At 69.5% G+C, this 453-nt stretch carries 1 protein-coding gene; it reads right to left on the bottom strand.

The genetic code is table 11. The annotated features are described in order from the left end of the window. Positions 1-73 precede the first annotated feature (73 nt). Positions 74-453: STAS domain-containing protein (locus FLP08_RS17025; protein ID WP_156278114.1), on the bottom strand; the 380-nt coding region annotated here is incomplete at its 5' end.

The raw sequence follows: 453 nt of genomic DNA, 5'->3' as shown, positions 1-453 counted from the left end.
CAAGCTGCAGCGGGAATCGCCGCAACTGCTGCCCGGCGACAGCGCACCGACATCGCCGGCGGCGCCCTGAGCGTCAGCCTTCGTAGTGCAGGCGGCAGCCTTCGTCGGCCTGCCGGCCCAGCGCTTCGCGGACCTGCGGGCGGGCGTGGCGCAATACCAGGCGGCGGCCCTCGGCGTGCAGGCGGCGGGCTTCCTGCTGCAACAGCACTGCGCCGGCGAAGTCGATGAAGTTCACCTGGCGGGCGTCCAGCACCAGCCGTGGCCTGTCGCATTGGCGCATGAGGCGTTGCAGGTAGTCGCAGGCGCCGAAGAAGATCGAGCCTTCGATGCGCAGCACTTCTTCCTCGTCGTTGCGCTGGCGCAGTACGCGTGGTGTCGAGGTGCGCCGCAGGTAGAAGACCAGCGACGCCAGCACTCCCGCGTAGCTGGCGTTCTGCAGCGGCAACAGCAGCG

The organism is Christiangramia aestuarii, assembly GCF_009735585.1.
GTDB lineage: Bacteria > Bacteroidota > Bacteroidia > Flavobacteriales > Flavobacteriaceae > Christiangramia > Christiangramia aestuarii.
This window is presented reverse-complemented; position numbering and strand designations above follow the sequence as displayed.